General features: G+C 62.6%; 13 protein-coding genes. 6 read left to right on the top strand and 7 right to left on the bottom strand.

Annotated elements, in window-relative coordinates:
- From RIE53_08250 to RIE53_08280, 7 genes are all read right to left on the bottom strand, one after another.
- Complete coding sequence (locus RIE53_08250) at window positions 1–1,158, bottom strand: hypothetical protein (protein ID MEQ9104673.1); 1,158 nt, start codon at window positions 1,156–1,158, stop codon at window positions 1–3.
- 49 nt (window positions 1,159–1,207) lie between these two features.
- Window positions 1,208–3,292, bottom strand: a complete 2,085-nt coding sequence (locus RIE53_08255) for an ABC-F family ATP-binding cassette domain-containing protein (GenBank protein ID MEQ9104674.1) — start codon at window positions 3,290–3,292, stop codon at window positions 1,208–1,210.
- The gene (locus RIE53_08260) at window positions 3,289–4,695 is read right to left on the bottom strand and encodes an undecaprenyl-phosphate glucose phosphotransferase (GenBank protein MEQ9104675.1); all 1,407 of its coding nucleotides are present in this window, start codon (window positions 4,693–4,695) and stop codon (window positions 3,289–3,291) included. Before RIE53_08260 ends, RIE53_08255 begins: the two co-directional genes overlap by 4 nt.
- Window positions 4,696–4,796: 101 nt before the next feature.
- Window positions 4,797–5,765, bottom strand: a complete 969-nt coding sequence (nadC, locus tag RIE53_08265) for a carboxylating nicotinate-nucleotide diphosphorylase (GenBank protein ID MEQ9104676.1) — start codon at window positions 5,763–5,765, stop codon at window positions 4,797–4,799.
- Window positions 5,762–6,217 (bottom strand): thioesterase family protein, encoded by a 456-nt coding sequence (locus RIE53_08270; GenBank protein MEQ9104677.1) that lies wholly within the window; start codon window positions 6,215–6,217, stop codon window positions 5,762–5,764. The genes nadC and RIE53_08270 overlap by 4 nt, the downstream gene beginning before the upstream one ends.
- Window positions 6,218–6,229: 12 nt before the next feature.
- Complete coding sequence (locus RIE53_08275) at window positions 6,230–7,228, bottom strand: acetyl-CoA carboxylase carboxyltransferase subunit alpha (protein MEQ9104678.1); 999 nt, start codon at window positions 7,226–7,228, stop codon at window positions 6,230–6,232.
- Window positions 7,229–7,230: 2 nt separating this feature from the next.
- Window positions 7,231–9,279, bottom strand: a complete 2,049-nt coding sequence (locus tag RIE53_08280) for a glycosyltransferase (protein MEQ9104679.1) — start codon at window positions 9,277–9,279, stop codon at window positions 7,231–7,233.
- A gap of 94 nt (window positions 9,280–9,373) precedes the next feature.
- Between RIE53_08280 and RIE53_08285 the strand changes: the two genes are divergently transcribed.
- From RIE53_08285 to RIE53_08310, 6 genes are all read left to right on the top strand, one after another.
- Window positions 9,374–10,759: an MATE family efflux transporter gene (locus RIE53_08285; GenBank protein ID MEQ9104680.1), complete on the top strand. Its 1,386-nt coding sequence runs from the start codon at window positions 9,374–9,376 to the stop codon at window positions 10,757–10,759.
- 102 nt (window positions 10,760–10,861) lie between these two features.
- Entirely contained in the window at window positions 10,862–11,509 is a 648-nt protein-coding gene (locus tag RIE53_08290) for a cytochrome c3 family protein (protein MEQ9104681.1), read from the top strand.
- 11 nt (window positions 11,510–11,520) lie between these two features.
- On the top strand, window positions 11,521–14,646 hold the full coding sequence (locus tag RIE53_08295; GenBank protein MEQ9104682.1) for a TAT-variant-translocated molybdopterin oxidoreductase: 3,126 nt from the start codon (window positions 11,521–11,523) through the stop codon (window positions 14,644–14,646).
- Window positions 14,647–14,651: 5 nt separating this feature from the next.
- The gene (gene nrfD, locus RIE53_08300; GenBank protein MEQ9104683.1) at window positions 14,652–16,109 is read left to right on the top strand and encodes an NrfD/PsrC family molybdoenzyme membrane anchor subunit; all 1,458 of its coding nucleotides are present in this window, start codon (window positions 14,652–14,654) and stop codon (window positions 16,107–16,109) included.
- A gap of 10 nt (window positions 16,110–16,119) precedes the next feature.
- Window positions 16,120–16,722 carry a DUF3341 domain-containing protein gene (locus RIE53_08305; GenBank protein MEQ9104684.1) on the top strand — a complete coding sequence of 201 codons (603 nt, stop codon included), beginning with the start codon at window positions 16,120–16,122 and terminating at the stop codon, window positions 16,720–16,722.
- The gene (locus RIE53_08310; protein MEQ9104685.1) at window positions 16,722–17,312 is read left to right on the top strand and encodes a cytochrome c; all 591 of its coding nucleotides are present in this window, start codon (window positions 16,722–16,724) and stop codon (window positions 17,310–17,312) included. The genes RIE53_08305 and RIE53_08310 overlap by 1 nt, the downstream gene beginning before the upstream one ends.

Below are 17,312 nucleotides of genomic sequence, written 5' to 3' on the forward strand. Positions count from 1 at the left end.
TCAGCGGATCTGCGCGACCCATACCTGCCCCGGGAGATCATCGGAGGTCTGGCCCAGGAAAATGATGCGGCCTTCCATTTCCACGGCGGTCGCGAAGGAGGAGCGGCCCACATCGATGACCTGGCTCTGCGTCCAGTCCCTCTCCTGTGTCTCCGTGAACACGTACGCGATGCGGTCAATATTGACATCCAACTCGAGCTGTTCATCGTAGCCGACGGCTACCAGGCGTTGCTCGCCCAACTGGACCAGCGTTCCGAATGCGCCATGCGGGAACGGCGTGCGGGGCAGCACGGTCGATTGCACGTACCAGGTACTGTCCGGGCGTCGCTGCAGGATCCGGACGCGCCCCGATCCATTCGGGCCACCCCGGTTTTCGCCGATCGCCAACCGGTCACCGTGCAGGTCGATGGAGGGAAAAAACGCATCGACCCCCCGGATGACCCCGGATTCCTCCCACGTGCCGGTGGCCGAGCGCTCGTAGAGGCTCACGATTCCTGGACGATCTCCGGCATAGGACGATCCTGCGATGGCCATGTGGTCACCATCCAGGGCGACTTCCGATCCTGAAATGGCCACACTCGGCGGAACGCGGGGACGTACGGTATGGGCCAGGCGGAAATCTCCTGTGGCGTCTTCCTCGTACACATGAACGACACCGCTGTATGCACCGGTGGACGTGTCGCCGGATGTCGAGACAACCAGTCGGCCGGCGTCCAATGCGAGCGACGTGCCGAAGACGCCCGACCCGTCTCCGTCGGGCTGCCGGATGTGCTGGACAGGTCGCCAATAGCCGTCCGGTCCGGGACGGAATACATGCACCGTATTCGAGGTGGCCGCGCTGAAGAAGGGGCGGTAGGATACCACGACTGCGACGCTGTCGGAAATGGCCACACGCTTGCCGAAGAAATGTCCGGGCTGGCATTCGGAAGGCGCGAGTGCCTGCAGCAGGGTCCATGTACCGTCCGATTGGCGCGAATACAGATAGGCCGCGCCGGAATTCTCACCGCAAACGGCACTCCCCGGGGCTCCGATGACCGCCAGCGACCCGTCGAGACCGATGGACGAACCGAAATGGTTGGCGCGCGACGTATCGGGTGGCGCCAGGCGGCTCATCTGGGCTTGGGTGACAGCCGGGCAGAGGGCCAGGACCGCGAGCATGGCCGCGAGCCGGGGCACAGAGCGCATCATCCCCTGAAGAGAACGATCGTCACGACGACACGGCCCGCGCTGAAATTTCCTCTGCCACATCTTCCCAAACCTCGTACAATGGTTTCAACTCAGCCTGGACCCGCTCATAGGTCGCCATGAGCGACTTGCCTTTCGCGGCATCGGCGAACAGGGAGGGATCGGCCAGTGCTGCCTCCAATTCCTCCTTGCGCGCTTCGAGGGCCATGATCTGTTTTTCGAGTTCGTCGTGGCGTTTCTGGAGTTGATAGTCGTTGAGGCCGGCCGACTTCGAGCCCTTCCGCTTGCGTGCATCGGCTTCGCGCTGTCGGGCTTCGGCTTCCAACCGCTTCTGCTCCTTGGTCTTCGGGCCTCCGCCGGTTGATGCGGGTTTTCCCGAGCCCGGGGATCCCGATTGGGCGGCCGTTCGGGATGCCGCCTGGGCTGCGGCACGGTTCCGATCGGCCTGGTCCTGCGTCCTGTCCGCTGCCGCGGCGAGGGCACGCCGCTGCTCCATTTTCCATTCGAAATCGGCATACGATCCGTCGTATTGTTCGATGTGGCCGTCTTCCACGCGCCAGACGGTGGATGCTACGGCGTCAAGGAAGTGACGGTCGTGCGAAATGAGCACGAACGTGCCGGAATATTGCCGAAGTGCCTCGATCAGGACCTGGATGGACTGGAGGTCAAGGTGGTTGGTGGGCTCATCGAGCACCAGCAGGTTGGCGGGTGATGTGAGCGTGCGGGCCAGTGCAATCCGGCTCCGTTCGCCTCCCGAAAGCACGCGGACGGGCTTGAACACGTCGTCCCCGCGGAACAGGAAGGCGCCGAGGATGGAGCGCAGTTCCGTCTCGCTCCGATCGTAGGCGATTTCCCGCAGGGAATCGAGCGCCGACAGGGACGGATTCAGGGACTCGGCCTGGTGCTGCGCGAAGAAGGTGGTTTCCACGTTGTGTCCGACCGTGCGCTCGCCATCGAACGGCTCCTTCCCGAGGATCATGCGGGCCAGCGTGGATTTTCCGGCTCCGTTGCGGCCTATGAGGGCAATCTTCTGTCCCCGCTCGATCGCGAAGCCCTCGGCGTTGCGGAAGACCTCCACGGCGCCCTGATCGGATTGGTAGGTCTTCGAGAAACGGGACAGCGTAAGTACGATCTTGCCGGAACGGGGGGCCGTCGGAAACCGGAACTGGATGTGTGCCTCGTCGGGTGGCGGTGGCGGAATCCGTTCCAGTTTTTCCAGTGACTTGACCCGGCTCTGGACCTGCGTTGCCTTGCTGGCCTTTGACCGGAAGCGCTCAATGAACCGCTCCGTGTCCTGGATGAATTTCTGTTGGTTCTCGTACGCCGCCCGCTGGTGCTCCCGCCGGATGGCGCGCTCGCCCAGGTAGTACGTGTAATTGCCGGCGTATTCGGTGAGGTGCCCCTGCGACAATTCCACGGTCCAGTCCGTCATCCGGTCCAGGAACCGACGGTCGTGGGAAACCAGGATGACTGTGCCCGGATAGGTTTTCAGGTAGACTTCGAGCCAGGCGATGCTCTCGATGTCCAGGTGGTTCGTGGGTTCGTCCAGCAGCAGCACGTCGGGCTGGTCCAGGAGCAGTCGGGCCAGGGCCACGCGCATGCGCCACCCGCCGGAGAACGTATTCAGCGGCCGGTCGAAATCCTCCTCGGAGAATCCCAGACCCGACAGCACCGATTCCGTGCGGGGTCGGATCATGTGGACATCCCGGGCGACCAATTCCTCATGGACGCGATTGAAGGCCTCCATGGCGCGGATGTAGGCGTCGCTGGTGTGGTCGGACAGGTCTTCCAGACGCTGAAGCAGACGGTGCTCCTCATCCTCCAGCTTCTGGATGGCCTGGAAGGCCTGGAGTGCTTCCTCAATGACCGTGCGCTCGGCCGGGCGCTCCTCGGTGTCCTGGCGGAGATACCCCACTCGCCAGCCACCGTACGACAGGGAGCCGCCATCGGGCGCGATTTCCCCCGAAATCAGACGGAGCAATGTGGTCTTGCCGGCACCATTGGGGCCGACGAGGCCAATCAGGCGTCGCTCCCGGACCGACCAGGACACTTCATCGAGGATGGTGCGGCCGCCGAAGGCCAGGAATATGTTCTGGAGCTGGATCAATATGCGTTCTCGTGGACAAAGCCCTTCCAGACGGTCATCAGCATGATTTTGATGTCGAGCCGGAGGGACCAGTGCTGGATGTAGTACAGATCGAATTCAATGCGCTTCTCGATGGACGTGTCGCCCCGCCATCCGTTCACCTGGGCCCAACCCGTGATGCCGGCCTTCATCTTGTGTCGGAGCATGTACCGCGGAACCTGGTCCCGGAACTCGTTGATGAACACCGGGCGTTCCGGGCGCGGCCCGACCACCGACATGTCTCCTTTGAGCACGTTGATGAACTGGGGGAGTTCGTCCAACGATGTCCGACGGAGGAAGGCTCCGACCGGTGTGGCCCGCTTTTCACCGGGGGAGGCCCAGACCGCCCCGGTTTTCTGCTCGGCGTCGACGGGCATGGAGCGGAATTTCAGCATGTTGAAGGTCTTCCCGTTCAGCCCCATGCGTTCCTGGCGGTAGAATACGGGACCCGGTGAGGTCAACTTCACGGCCAGGGCAATCAGGATGAGCAGGGGCGACAGGAGCACGAGGACCAACAGCGAAAACGCCATGTCGATCATGCGCTTGACCGCACGACGGAATTCCATCGGGCCCTCGTCCATCAGGTGGATGACCGGCATGCCATGGATGTCGGTCACACGGCTGTTCAGGATGTCGAATTCGAAGATGTCCGGCACCAGGCAGACATGGGAAAGCCGCGTCGACGTGTGGTTGAGGACATCCTCGATCTTTTCTGTCGCCGTAAGCGGAAGGGCTACATACACATACTGGATGGGTGCGCCGGCGGTCTCGGCGTCGTCCAACAGGCGGGGCAGGTCGGCGACCGTGCCGGCGATGTCCGGCCCCGTTTTCTCGTCGTCCAGGTACCCTACGGTCTCGAAGCCCATCCACGGGTACTGTTCGAACGCATCCCGGAGGCGCCGTCCTACGCGCCCGGCACCGACGATCAACACCCGTCGCAGGTATTTGCCGTGACGCCGACCGGAGCGCAGGACCAGGTACAGGGTAAGGCGGATGCCCACGACGAACAGGGGAACGTACAGGCCGAAAAGCGCGAGCGTCAGCCGCGAGAAGTAGAGTTCACGATAGAACGAGAGCGTGGCCGCCACGGCCAGGACGCCCAGGATGATGGCCTTCACGACCGAGTAGATGAGCGTCGTCGCCCGTTGGGCCCGGTCCGGCACATACAGTCCCGATGCCCAGAACACGCTCATGGTCACGATGAGCACCCAGGGGATGAAGCTCATGTACCTGCCGGGCGGTAACCACTCCGGAAGCGGAAAGATATCCAGCATCGGAAAGAGCTCGAACCGGGTGTAATACGCCAACACCCAGCTCGCCGTCACGAGGACCGCGTCCGCAAAGAACAGCAGGCGTTGGAACAGACGGCTTTGCTCCTGGAGCATGGAGGTATCGGTTGGATCTCGGAAGGGCTCGTGGTATTGCAGCTCACGGCACAGGAACAGATGTGTACGATGCTCCCGGCCGGCGGTTCATGCAGCGCGTGTCAACTCTCTGTGGACGCCGTTCGGGTTCGCAGCAGGAGCGATATGTCCAGGGCACGCACGGAGTGGGTCAGCGCACCCACCGAAATGAAGTCCACGCCGGTCTCCGCGATCGGGCGGACCGTGTCCAGATCCACATTGCCGGAAGCCTCCGTCTCGGGGCGCGGGCCGCCGTGTCGTTCAGCGTACCGGTCCATCCAAGCAATGGCTTCGCGGAGCCGGGCGGTGTCGACACCATCCGGGGTTCGGGTCGCAAAATTGTCCAGCATGATGCGATCGGCACCGCCATGCTCCAGGACCTCGGTCAGTTCGTCGAGGGACGTGACTTCGATTTCGATGGCGGGTGCAGACATGGCGCCAGCCGATGCGTTGGCGACGGCCTGCCGCGCCGCCTGCGCGCGGTCCAGGGCGGGACCTATGCCCCCGGCCGCCAGGATGTGGTTCTCCTTGATGAGGAACATGTCGAACAGACCGACCCGGTGATTTTGTCCACCGCCAAGGAGGACGGCCCATTTGTCCAGTTTCCGGAGTCCCGGTACTGTTTTCCGCGTGTCGAGCAGCGCCGCACCCGTCCCGGCTATCCGGTCCACGAAGCGGCCCGTCGCGGTGGCCGTGCCGCTCATGCGCTGCAGGATGTTGAGGACGAGCCGTTCGCCCTCGAGGATGGGAATGGCCGGGCCTTCAATCCGGCCGAACGGCGTACCTGGAAGCGTGTCACCGTCAGCAACGGGCTGGCCTGTCGGGGTCTCCCAGACGATATGGATGTCCGGGGAGAGGTGGGTGAACACGCGCTCCGCCACGGCCAGGCCGGCCAACGTACCGGGCTCCTTGGCGACGAATTGTCCGGTCGCACGGGTGCCCGGGGGCACGGTGGCGCGCGTGGTGATATCACCGCTGCCCACGTCCTCCGCCAGCGCGCGACCAATCAGGTCATCGATTTCTTCGATGGACAGGTACGGGGGCAGATTCATGGCGTCGCGACGAGGTCGACGAGTTCCTGAGGGGCGCGGACGGGACGTCCGCGCCCCGCATCCACGAAACACAGCGTGACGTGACCGCCAATGCAGATGGTTTCGTCGCCTGACCGTCGGACGCGGTAGTCGAAACGGATGCGCGTACGGGAATCATTCAGCGTCCACATTACATCCACTTCTATGAGATCGTCGTAGTACAACGGCCGGAGATAGGATGCACCCAGGTCCAGGACCGGCATGCTGGTGCCGCCGTCCTGCATTTCCCGGTAGGTCCGGCCCAACGTGCGCAACCCCTCGGTGCGGGCGGCCTCGAACCAGTCAATGCAATGCGCATGATAGACCACGCCCATGGGATCACATTCCCGGAAGCGCACGCGGTGTTGGTGGGTATGATCCACACGCGCCAGTGGAGCGCTGAGTGGATTTGCAGGCGGACGGTCAGCGGGCATGGCAGGCACAGGTCAAGCGGGCTTGTACACGCCCATGGCATCGAACTTTGCCAGTCGGTCCCCGATCAACTCGGACGGATCCTTCCCGGACAGATGCGCCAGGTTGGCCGCAATGGCCGTACCGACGGACTGGAACGTGGCGGCCGGGTCGCGATGCGCACCGCCGCGGGGTTCCTTGATGATCTCATCGATCACCCCGACCTGGATGAGGTCGGCCGCGGTCAGCTTGAGCGCTCGGGCGGCCTCTTCCTTGTAGTCCCACGACCGCCACAGGATGGATGAACAGCTCTCGGGGGAAATGACGGAATACCAGGCGTTCTCGAGCATGAGGATCCGGTTTCCGACACCAATGCCCAATGCGCCGCCCGACGCACCCTCGCCGATGACGACGACGACGACGGGGACCGGCAAGCGGGCCATTTCCAGGAGATTCCGGGCGATGGCTTCGGCCTGTCCGCGTTCCTCGGCCTCCATGCCCGGGAAGGCACCCGGCGTATCGAGCAGCGTGATGACCGGCTTGTTGAACTTGGCCGCCATTTTCATGAGCCGGAGCGCCTTGCGGTAGCCTTCCGGATTCGGCATGCCGAATCGGCGGTATTTGCGGCTCTTCGTATCCCGACCCTTCTGGTGGCCCAGGATGACCACGGATTGGTCCTCCCCCTGGTATCGACTGCCCTTGAATGTGGCGAATCCGCCGACGAGTGCGGGATCGTCACCGAACAACCGGTCCCCGTGGAGTTCAACGAATCCGTCCGTGAGGGCTTCAATGTAGTCCAGGGTATAGGGACGTTCCGGATGCCGGGCGATCTGCACCCGCTGCCAGCGGGTCAGGTTCTCGTAGATGGAGGTGCGGAGCTCGTCCACGCGTGCTTCCAGCGCCGAGATGGTTGCGGCCAGGTCTGCCGGCGCATCCTCGTTGCGCAGCATGCGCATTTCCTGGAGTTTCTGTTCCAGTTCGGCGAGCGGCTTCTCGAAATCGAGGAGGACGGTATCCTTCTTGGATTTGGGCATGGTCAAGCAGTGGGTGGGTGATATCGCAGGTGCGAGCCGATGATCTCCAGATCGAGGGCAATGGATGCGTGGGTCACATAATACCAGTACGCACGCAAGCGTTCGTCCGGTTCCAACTCCCGGCTTGCGCTCGTGTTCATGACGGGAAACAGGGCGCAGGCCACGTCCCAGTTCCGGGGGATGCGATCGGCGTCAATCGGGGCGCACCCGACCAGCGCCAGACGGCCCCGGACCACATCCACCAATCCGGACCGGAGGCCGACCAGGCGGCGCAGCGGGGACGAGCGGGGGGCGAGGCGGGCGACCGGCCACAACAGCGGCCAGACGGCCAACACGCCGAGCCCCATCAGCCGGTGGCGGAGTCGCCGCGCGCGCGCCGACGGCAGGGATACCACTTCCGGCATGGTGCCCTGGAGGGAGGCGAGGGAGACGTGTGCGACCGAGGACTTGCCGACGACATGTTCGTCGCCCTCATTCAACATGCGCACGTGGACCCGCAGGTCATGGAGGTTGCGCATGGCCGTGAAAATGGCCTGGTTGGAGGTGTCCCGGGCCGCGAACACGATGTCCGTATATCCGCGCAGCCGGACCAGGTCCCGGAGTTGGGACATCCCGCCCAGCAGGGGCAGCGCCGGGGACACGGGACGCGTTTCCTCCAGGTCCGTTTCTCCCGAACGGTCATCGGACACATACCCTTCCAACCGGAAGGGCGGGCTCGGGTGGCTGGCCAGCATGCGCCGCAAACGTTCCGCCTCGCCCGCCCCACCCACCAAAAGGGCCTTTCGCGATCCACGTTGTCGGGCGGCCCGGACCACCCGGCCGGCCACCAGGATGGCGGCGGCGACCGGAAGGGACAGGGCCACGACCCACCGGGAGAACGCGATGTCCTGGATGAAGAACGAGAGCGTACCCACAATCAGGAAGCCGAGTACGGTTCCGAGGAACGCGGCCCGCAGGTGGTTCCGGCTGCGCGCGTCGTATCCGCCAAGCAGCAGGATACCGGCGACCGTCGCCAATGCGTAGGCCGGCGCAATCGTCAGGAAGAAGCGGACGGCAAACGACGTATCGGTCATCCAGAACCGGAGGGCGCCGACCGCCGACACGATCACGATCACCAGGGCGGCGTCGGCCAATGGAGCGGAAAGTCGCCGCATGGTATTGCCGCACAACGTCATGCCGGCGCGGATCATGATGCCGGCCTTCAGCAGCAGGGCCAGGGGCCGGGATCCGCGCCCGGTCATGTGCTTGTCCATGAACAGGAGCATGGCCCCGTAGAACAGCCTCACATAGCGGAAGTCCCCCTTCTTGGTGCTCTCGCCCTTGTAATGGATGATCTGGGTGTCGGGCGTATAGACAATGCGCCAACCGGCTTTCTGGATGCGGAAACACAGATCCAGGTCTTCCCCGTACATGAAAAAGTCCTCGTCGAACGCACCGGCCTGCCGGATGGCCTCCCGGCGCACCATCATGCAACTGCCGCTGAGTGCATCGACGTCCGTGACCTGATCCCGGGGAACGTGCGTCAGGTTGTATCGCCCGAATCGCGGACTGCGCGGAAAAAGCCGGCTCAGCCCGGTCATCCTGTAGAAGGCGGTCGCCGGGGTGGGGAAGGAGCGGCGGCTTTCCGGGGCGAAGGTCCCGTCCGGATTCAGGATCTGGCAGCCTGCCGCGCCGGTCTCCGGATGCGCGTCCATGAAGGCAACCAGAGCGGTCAGGGTATCCTCCTGCAGGATGGTGTCCGGATTCAGGATGAGGATATAGCGGCCCGCGGAGGCATGGATGGCCTGGTTGTTTGCGGCGCCGAATCCCACGTTTTCCCGGTTGGCAATGACGTGCACCCGCGGGAAATCCTCGCGAAGCATGTCGACACTGCCGTCAATGGAGTTGTTGTCCACTACCCAGGTCTCGACGGACAGGTCCCGGCTGGCCGTCTGCACGGACCGTACGGCCTGCGACAGGAAGTCCCGGACGTTGTAATTGACAATGACAACGGATACATCCGGATCGGGCACGTCCGGTGGCAGGGAATCAGGGATGGGTCCGGCGCTCATGCAGGCAGGGCAGGCTCATGAAGACAGGGTGGATGTCGCGTCGCAAGATACGGCGCGGTCGGTCGTAGGCTCCGCATGCCGTATTATCCGTGCCATGCGTCGTCTGTCCCCCTACCGAAAGGAAATCCCGGCCACATTGGCCCTGGCCATCCCCATCGTGGTCACGCAGCTGGCCCACATTTCCATGAGTTTCGTGGATACGGTGATGGTGGGGCGCCTGGGGGCCGAGGCGCTCGCGGGCGTGGCGCTCGGCAATACGGTGTTCTTCAACATCATGATTTTCTGCATGGGCATCCTGATGGCGGTCGGTCCCATGGTTTCCCAGGCGTTTGGCGCCGACGACGCGGATCCCATCGGGCGGAGCGTCCGGCAGGGACTGTGGTTGGCCGGAATCCTGGGTGTGGTGTCCTCTTTCATCATCTGGCATGCTGATGTCCTGCTGGGATGGCTGGGGCAGTCGCCGGAGAACATTGGTCGCGCCATCTCCTATCTGCGGGCCATCATGTGGGGCATTTTCCCGTTCCTGGGGTTCGTTGCCCTGCGGAGTTTCATGGAGGCGGTGTCCCGGCCCCGGACCGTGACCGTCATCGCCCTCGTCGGCGTCGTGCTCAACGTCGGGCTCAACATGGTGCTCATGTACGGTCACCTCGGGTTTCCGGCCATGGGCCTGGTCGGAACCGGATGGGCCTCCACCGGCGTCTTCTGGATCAATTTTCTGGTCCTGCTCGGTGTGGTCGCCCGGGAAAAGGGGTTTGCATCCTACCGGATTTTCTCGCGGCTCGGCCGCCCCGATCCGTCTTATTTCAAGGAATTGTTCCGGATTGGCTGGCCGATCGGCGCGTCCATGGGGGTAGAAACAAGCCTCTTCATGGCCACGGTCATGATGATGGGATGGATATCCACAACGGCGTTGGCCGCCCATCAGGTGGCCATCCAGTGTGCGGCCTTCACCTTCATGGTCCCTCTGGGCATTGGAATGGCCTCGTCCGTCCGCGTGGGCCAGGCGGTGGGGCGCCGGGATCGGGACGGCATGGTCCGGGCCGGCCTGACGGGCATGGTGCTCAGTACGGTGTTCATGAGCGGAGCCGCCCTCGTGTTCTGGATCATTCCCCGTCCCGTGGTCGGGCTGTACCTGGATCTCTCGGCTCCCGCCAATTTCGACGTGGTGACCGTGGCCGTTTCGCTGCTGGCCGTGGCTGCGGTCTTCCAGGTGGTCGACGGCATCCAGGTCTCGGCCATGGGGGCCCTGCGGGGATTGAAGGACACGCGGATGCCCATGATCATTTCCGTCATATCGTATTGGGGCATCGGCTTGACGTCCGGATATGTGCTCGCTTTTCCCATGGGATACGGCGAGCAGGGGCTGTGGGTCGGGCTCGTCCTCGGCCTGGCCAGCGCTGCCATCCTGTTGACCTTCCGTTTTTTCCGACACGCGCGTGTCGCTCCCGAGCCCATCGCGGGCATCCGCGACACCTTTTAGATGAAATTCAATCTTTCAGTCGTCGCGTCGTTTCCATTTATTTGGTAGGTTAGCCAGACTGAAGATCCTCGTACCCCGAGTAACCCCACCCATCGTACCTGCATGGCGCAGATTTTCAACCGCAAGGCAAACGTATTGCCGACCCTGTCACTCGTTGGCGCGCTCGGCGGTGGCGTATTCGCCATTCTTGCAATCTGGTATTTCTTTTCCCCTGAGTACACGGACGTCGGCTACGCGCCGGAGCAGCCCGTTGCATTCAGTCATCGCTTGCACGCCGGGCAGGTCGGGCTGGATTGCCAATACTGTCATACGCAGGTCAAGGATGCTGCGCATGCCAACGTGCCGGCCACCCAGACCTGCATGAACTGTCACAGCCAGATCCGCACGGAGTCGCCCAAGCTGCTTCCGGTCCGCGAAAGCTGGGCCACCGGAAACAGCATTGAGTGGGTCAAGGTGCACCAACTGCCTGACTACGCCCGGTTCAGTCACGCCATCCACACGAACAACGGTGTCGGGTGCGAGTCGTGCCATGGCCGGATTGATCAGATGGAGGTTGTATCGCTGCAAGAACCCCTGTCCATGAGCTGGTGTCTGGAGTGCCATCGTCAGCCGGAGCTGTTCCTGCGCCCCGACTCGGAAATCACCACGATGGGGTACGAGTACCCGGATGATTACGTCCAGAAGAACCTGCAGCGGGTATTGGATGAGAACATCGTGCCGCCGACCAACTGCTCCGCCTGTCACTATTAATGTCCCGTACCATGATTGAGCTACCTGTTGTAGATGCGTCCGCGACCGGGGATGCCGGAGACCATGCACCCCGCGCGCGGTTCTGGCGCAGTGTCAGCCAACTCGAGAAAACGTCCGATTTCAAGGAAATCGCGGCCAACGAGTTCGTGCCCGGAGCGTCCGAGACGCCAGGCGGTGCCTCCCGTCGTCAGTTCCTGCAGGTCATGGGCGCTTCCATGGCACTGGCCGGCCTGACGGCGTGCCGCAAACCGGTCGAGACCATTGTGCCGTTTGCCCGTCGGCCCGAGGACATGATCCCCGGGGTGCCGGTGAACTACGCGACCTCCATGCCCTTCCGGGGTTCGATTCGGCCGTTGTTGGTGGAGAGCACGGACGGTCGCCCCACGAAAGTTGAAGGCAATCCGGACCACCCGGAAGTCATGGGCGCCTCATCGGTTTTCGAGCAGGCATCCTTGCTCGGGCTGTACGACCCGGACCGCTCGCAGGTTGTTTTGAAGGACGGCGCGGTCTCTTCCTGGACGGAGTTCAAGCGCCACCTCGGCAGCCTTCCCACCTCAACGCGCATTGCCGTTGTGGCGGAGCCCACGTCCTCCATGACGTTTGCCTCCCTGCGGCGTCAGATCGAAGGCCGTTTTGCTCAGGTCCGGTTCGTGAACTACGAACACCTGACAGCCAACCGCGCGACGCGCGGATACCAGGCCGCATTCGGCCGAACGGTGCGACCCTCCTGGAACATGGAGGAAGCCCAGGTCATCCTCTCCCTGGATGCAGACTTCCTGTCGGCTGCGGCCGACGACACGATTGCCAACACGCGGGGATTTGCCCGCAGCCGCCGGATTGAAGAGACGGGCTCCATGAGTCGCCTCTATGCCGTTGAAAGCGGCTATTCCATTACGGGTGGCATGGCGGACCATCGGCTCCGTTTGAAGTCGGGCGCCGTCGGAGCATTTGCAGCGTCCCTAGCGGGTGCCTTGGGTCTCCATTCCTCATCCGTGCCTGCATTCGACGGCCATGTCTGGATCCAGGCGCTCGCGGACGATCTGACCCGCGCGGGTTCGCGGGCTTTGGTCATAGCGGGCGACAACCAACCGGAAGCCGTCCATACCCTGGCCGCCGCCATCAACGCCTCGTTGGGAGCCATCGGTACCACGGTGTCGCTTATGGATGTACCGGGCGAGTCGGTGAATGATATCCAGGCGGATGTCCGGGCACTGGTCGCTGATCTGCAGTCCGGGTCTGTGGATGTCCTCGTCACGCTGGGTGTGAACCCCGTGTATGACCACCCCGGCCTGGCGGATGCGTTCGCCCGCGCTGGAGAACGGATCCACGTCGGCATGTACGTGGATGAGACGGCGCGTGGTGCCTCTTGGCACGTGCCTCAGGCCCACTATCTGGAAGCTTGGGGCGACGGGCGCTCCCGCACCGGGCATGCGGCCATCATCCAGCCCCTGATTTCGCCTCTTTATGACGACGCCCACTCCGACCTGGAGGTGCTGGGTCTGCTGGCAACAGGGCAGGAGCAATTCGGATACGACCTGGTCCGCGATACGTGGCGGGGCATGCTACCGGGATCCTTTGAAGACGCCTGGCGGAAGGTGGTTCACGATGGATTCCTGGCCGACAGCAGCTATCCGACTGTCAGTGCCGGCGTGTCCGGCGCGGCCGTATCCGCAGCTGTGTCGACGGTGTCGGAAGGGGGCGTTGCCGAGCTCGAAGTGGTCATCAACCTGGACGGCAAGGTTCTGGACGGTCGCTACGCCAACAACGCGTGGCTCCAGGAACTGCCCGATGCGACCACAAAGGTGGTCTGGGACAACGTGGCAGCCATGAATCCGGCCACGGCCGAGCGCCTGGGACTCCAGTCCCGACTGGATGGCGGCAAGTATCTCACGGATACGGTCACCATCACGGTGGGTGAGGCATCGGTCGATCTGCCGGTGTGGATCCAGCCTGGCATGGCCGACGATTCCATCCATGTCACGACCGGTTACGGGCGGGACATCCAATCGAATCGTCCGTTCCGGGAAACGAATCTGTTCGATCTGGACGACTACACGGACGTGTACGGATCGGGCGCTGTTTCATCCGGTGTCGGTACCAGCGTCTCGATGCTCATGCAGCGCGGTTCACGGATTGTGTCAGCCGCTTCGGTGACCAAGTCCGGATCGGACTACATGGTGGCCTCCACCCAGGATCACGGCGCCATGGAAGAGGAGGGCCAGGAGGTCCAGAAACGAGGCCTGTTCCGGATGGCCACGGTGGCGGAGTACCAGGCCAACCCGGATTTCGTAAAAGGCGGCGAGCCGGCACCACTCCGGGAAGACTGGGGGGACTATCCGAGCCTGTGGGAGGACAGCCACCCCAAGAATGCCGAGGAAATCACAACGAGCCGCTACAACGTGAACCAGTGGGGCATGGTCATTGACCTGAACACCTGCACCGGTTGCAACGCATGTGTGGTGGCCTGCCAGTCCGAAAACAACATCCAGGTGGTCGGCAAGGAGGAAGTCTCCCGTGGTCGGGAAATGCACTGGATCCGGATGGACCGGTATTTCGTGAGCGGGGATGGGGCCAGTTTCGAAGAACCGCAGATGGTGCTTCAGCCCATTCCGTGCATGCACTGCGAGAACGCACCTTGCGAGCAGGTCTGTCCCGTGGCCGCAACCGTCCACTCACCGGACGGCACCAACCAGATGATCTACAACCGGTGCATCGGGACCCGGTACTGCGCCAACAACTGCCCGTACAAGGTGCGTCGGTTCAATTTCTTCAATTGGACGAAGCATCTTCCGACGTCGGTCCGGATGGCGCAGAATCCGAACGTCACGGTCCGCTCACGCGGTGTGATGGAAAAGTGCTCCTACTGCATCCAGCGCATCCGCGAGGTCAACAAGACCACGAACATCGAAAACCGCCCCATCCGGGACGGAGAAGTCGTTACGGCATGTCAGCAGGCCTGTCCTGCCCAGGCCATCACGTTCGGTGACCTGGCGCTGGCCGACAGTGCCGTTTCCAAGAAGCGCCAATCCAACCGGCGTTACGAATTGCTGGCCGAGCTCTCGGTCAAGCCCCGTACCAGTTATCTGGGACGGATCCGCAATCCGAATCCATCTCTGCAACCAAACGATAACGCGTGACGCCCGTGAGTACGGACAACAGGGAAAAGACACTTTCGGGTACGGCAGATTTCCACGGCGAGGAACCCCTCGTCAAGGGAAACCTGACGTTTCACGACATCACCGATATCGTGTCGGCCCACACTGAAAAAAAGACCCCACTGGCCTGGTGGGGCGCGTTCTCGCTCGCCAATGCCGGCCTGCTGCTGCTGGTCGTCATGATCGCCTACCTGTTCTGGAACGGGACGGGCGTGTGGGGACTCAACAACCCGGTCGGTTGGGGGTATGCCATCGTGAACTTCGTGTTCTGGGTCGGCATCGGTCATGCCGGAACACTGATTTCGGCCATCCTCTTCCTGTTCCGGCAGCAATGGCGTACAGCCATCAACCGGTCGGCTGAGGCCATGACCATTTTTGCTGTCATGTGCGCCCTGGTCTTTCCGACCATCCACGTGGGTCGGGTCTGGGCCATCTATTGGACGCTTCCGCTGCCGAACCAGATGGGCATGTGGCCCCAGTTCAAGAGCCCGCTGCTGTGGGATGTGTTCGCCGTGTCGGTGTACTTCACGGTTTCCCTGGTTTTCTGGTACGTAGGTCTCATTCCGGACATCGCCACGTTGCGCGACCGCGCTACGACGAAGGTCCGCCGCATGGTGACGGGTATCCTGTCCATGGGCTGGACCGGGGCAAACCGCCACTGGCGCAACTACGAGAAAGCGTACCTGTTGCTGGCCGCCCTGGCCACGCCGCTCGTGCTGTCGGTCCACTCGGTCGTGTCCTTCGACTTCGCCGTGTCCATCGTGCCGGGTTGGCATACCACCATCTTCCCGCCGTACTTCGTGGCCGGTGCCATTTTCTCCGGGTTTGCCATGGTGGTCACACTGCTCGTGATTGCCCGGAAGATCTACGGCATCGAGAACATCATCACCATCAACCACCTCGAGAAGATGAACATCATCATTCTCCTGACCGGTACGATGGTGGGATTCGCCTACATCACGGAGTTCTTCATTGCGTGGTACTCGGGCGTCCAGTATGAGCAATACGCCTTCCTGAACCGGGCCTTCGGTCCGTATGCGTGGGCCTACTGGATCATGATGTCGTGCAACCTCTTCTTCCCGCAATTCTTCTGGTTCAAGAAGCTGCGCCGCTCCATCCCGTTCATGTTCGTGGTGTCCATCACGACCAACATCGGCATGTGGTTCGAGCGGTTCGTGATCACGGTCACATCGTTGCACCGGGACTACCTGCCGAGCTCGTGGGACTACTACACGCCGACGTTCGTGGACGTCCTGACGTTCGTGGGCACGTTCGGCCTGTTCTTCACGCTGTTCCTCCTGTTCCTCCGGTTCATCCCCATGGTGGCGATTTCCGAGGTGAAGGGGGTCATGCCGGAAGCCGACCCGCATTTTTACGACCACGAGGGTGACGGACATGGTGCAGCGCACGATGTCGTCGTACCCGATTCGAAGCACAACGCATAAGGTCGAGTCCATGCTCAAACAACTTGCGACGGAAATCAAGGCGACCATGGGGATCTATGAGCCCCGGACGGATGCCACATACGGGATGCTGGCCGAGTTTGCGCACCCGGGTGAGCTCGTGAAGGCGGCGAAGGCAGCCCGCGACGCCGGCTACAAGCAGTTCGATACCCACAGCCCCTTCCCCATCCACGGAATGGACAAGGCCATGGGTCTTCCAAACTCGAAGGTGGGTTTCATTACGCTTGGCGGTGGCATTGCCGGCCTCTCGCTGGCCATTTGGCTGCAGTGGTGGACGAGTGCGGTCGAATACCCCATCAACATCTCCGGGAAGCCGTTCTTCGCGTGGGAACCGTCCATTCCGATCATGTTCGAGTTGACGGTATTGTTCGCCGCCCTTGCAACCGTAGGAGGCATGTTGGCCATGAACGGCCTGCCACGCCCGTACAATCCCCTGTTCTATTCGGATAATTTCGCGCGCGTTACGGACGACGCCTTCTTTCTCCACATTGCCGCCAACGACTCCAAATTCGACCTGGAGGGAACCGAGCGTTTCCTGAAGCAGATCGGTGCCAGTCGGGTTGAGGTGGTTCACGACCGCGGAGACGCAGAATAATGATGAGACTTTTCGGCATATCGCTCATGCTCGTTCTGGTCCTGGCAGGTTGCCAAGGGGCCATTTCGGAAAAGCCTCCGGTTCACTTGAACCAGAACATGGATTTCCAGGAGAAATTCGAGGCCCAGGAAGCCAATGCGTTCTTCGCGGACGGCAGGGCCATGCGTCCGCCGGTTCCGGGTACCGTGGCTCGTGGTTTCCTGAAGGAAGACACGGCCTGGTGGACCGGCAAGGATGCCTCCGGAGATTATGTGGAGACGCCCGTCGAATTGACCATGCAGGTCATGGAGCGGGGACAGGACCGGTACAATATCTATTGCTCCGTGTGCCACGGTCTGGCGGGTGATGGAAACGGCATCATCATGACTGGCCGCTACGGATACGTGCCTGCTCCCACCTTTCATTCAGAGCTGCTCCGCGCCCGCGAAGACGGCTATTACTTTGATGTCATATCGCATGGAGTGCGCAGCATGCCCGCCTACGGGCAGCAGGTAGCCGTCGCGGACCGGTGGGCCATTGTCGCCTATGTCCGGGCCCTGCAACGCAGCCAGTACGCATCCAGTGCAGATGTCCCCGAAAATCAGCGATAG

Source organism: Rhodothermales bacterium, from assembly GCA_040221055.1.
Taxonomy (GTDB): Bacteria; Bacteroidota; Rhodothermia; order Rhodothermales; family UBA10348; genus 1-14-0-65-60-17.